We start from the raw sequence: 1454 nt of genomic DNA on the forward strand, positions 1-1454 counted from the left end.
GCAATGCCGTTGCCTTTGCTGACGGCGTAGGCTGCTTGGTGGCCGCCGGGGGTGGTTTGGGTGTCTGCGAGCGTGTCGGAGTTGTCGGGTCTGGGGCTGTTGACCTGGGTGTATCCGCCGGGGCTGGTGGACCGGGTGGTGACCGCCTGCGGGCGGGCGGAGCAGCGCAGACGTCTTCTGCCGGCCCGGCTGGTGATGTACTTCGTGTTGGGGCTGGCGCTGTTCTCGCCGGCTCCGTATCTGGAGGTGATGCGGCACTTGGTCGAGGGCCTGAGAAGCCAGGGGCTGCTGGGTGAGTGGCGTATTCCGGGGAAGCCGTCGCTGTTCCGGGCCCGGCAGCGGCTGGGATGCGAGCCGCTGCGGGTGCTGTTCACCACAACGGCGAAGCCGATGGGCACCGAGGACACACCGGGGGTGTTCTGGCGGGGGCTGCGGCTGCTGGCGGTGGACGGCACCTGCTGGGACGTGGCCGACACACCTGCCAACGAGGCCGCCTTCGGCCGTCCCGGCAACAGCCGCGGCACCGAGAAGAGCTCGTTTCCGCAGGTGCGGATGGCCTGCCTGGTGGAGACCGGCACGCATCTGGTGCTGGACGCGGAGCTGGCCGGCTGCCGAACCGGAGAAGTCACCCTGGCCGGGCGCCTGCCCCGTTCCTGCGGCCCGGGCCAGCTCGTCCTGGCCGACCGGGAGTTCCTTGGGGTGCCGTTGTGGCGGGCCTTCACCGCCACCGGCGCCGATCTGCTGTGGCGGGTGCCGGGCAACCGTGTCCTGCCCGTCGACAAGCGCCTGCCGGACGGGTCCTGGCTGTCCCGTATCCATGCCTGCACCGATCCCGGCCACCAGGACCCGGTCACTGTCCGGGTGGTGGCCTACCAGCTCGCCGGCACCGGCCGGGCGGCCGTCGGTTACCGGCTGGTGACCAGCCTGCTCGACGCCCGCCGTCATCCCGCCCGCCAGCTGGCCGTGCTCTACCGTGAGCGCTGGGAGGCCGAGGCGGTCTTCGCCGAACTCAAGACCTGCCAGCGCGGTGTCCGCGTCGTGCTTGCCAGCAAGACCCCAGATGGTGTGTGCCAGCAGATCTGGGCACATCTGCTGGTCCACCGGGCCCTGCGCGAGCTGATGCTCGAAACGGCTGCTGCCCGCCGCCTTGATCCCGACCGGATCTCCTTCACCGAAACCCTGCGCTCCGCCCGGCGCAGCGTGACCGTCACACCGGGCGGTTTTTCCCCCTGACCTGCTGGTCAGAGCATTCCACCTGCTGCAGCACGATCTGCTGGAACGACTGCTGCCCGCAAGACGCCTGCGCAGCCAGCCCCGCGTCGTCAAACGCAAGATGTCCAACTACCGGCTCAAACGGATCGGACACCACACCTGGCCCCAGCCCACCCGCACCGGTGTCAGAGCCGTACGCATCCAACGACCTCAACGCGCAGATCCATAAAACAACGGCATTG

General features: G+C 69.3%; 2 protein-coding genes. One reads left to right on the forward strand and one right to left on the reverse strand.

The window, feature by feature from the left end:
* Positions 1-60 precede the first annotated feature (60 nt).
* Positions 61-1233: an IS4 family transposase gene (locus ACZ4QV_RS42465; RefSeq protein WP_467764570.1), complete on the forward strand. Its 1173-nt coding sequence runs from the start codon at positions 61-63 to the stop codon at positions 1231-1233.
* Here ACZ4QV_RS42465 and ACZ4QV_RS42470 read toward each other — a convergent pair.
* Positions 1208-1454, reverse strand: a 247-nt coding sequence (locus tag ACZ4QV_RS42470; protein WP_467764571.1) for a hypothetical protein, incomplete at its 5' end; no start/stop codon positions are given. The genes ACZ4QV_RS42465 and ACZ4QV_RS42470 overlap by 26 nt on opposite strands.

This window comes from Streptomyces sp. NPDC026394 (genome assembly GCF_055567735.1).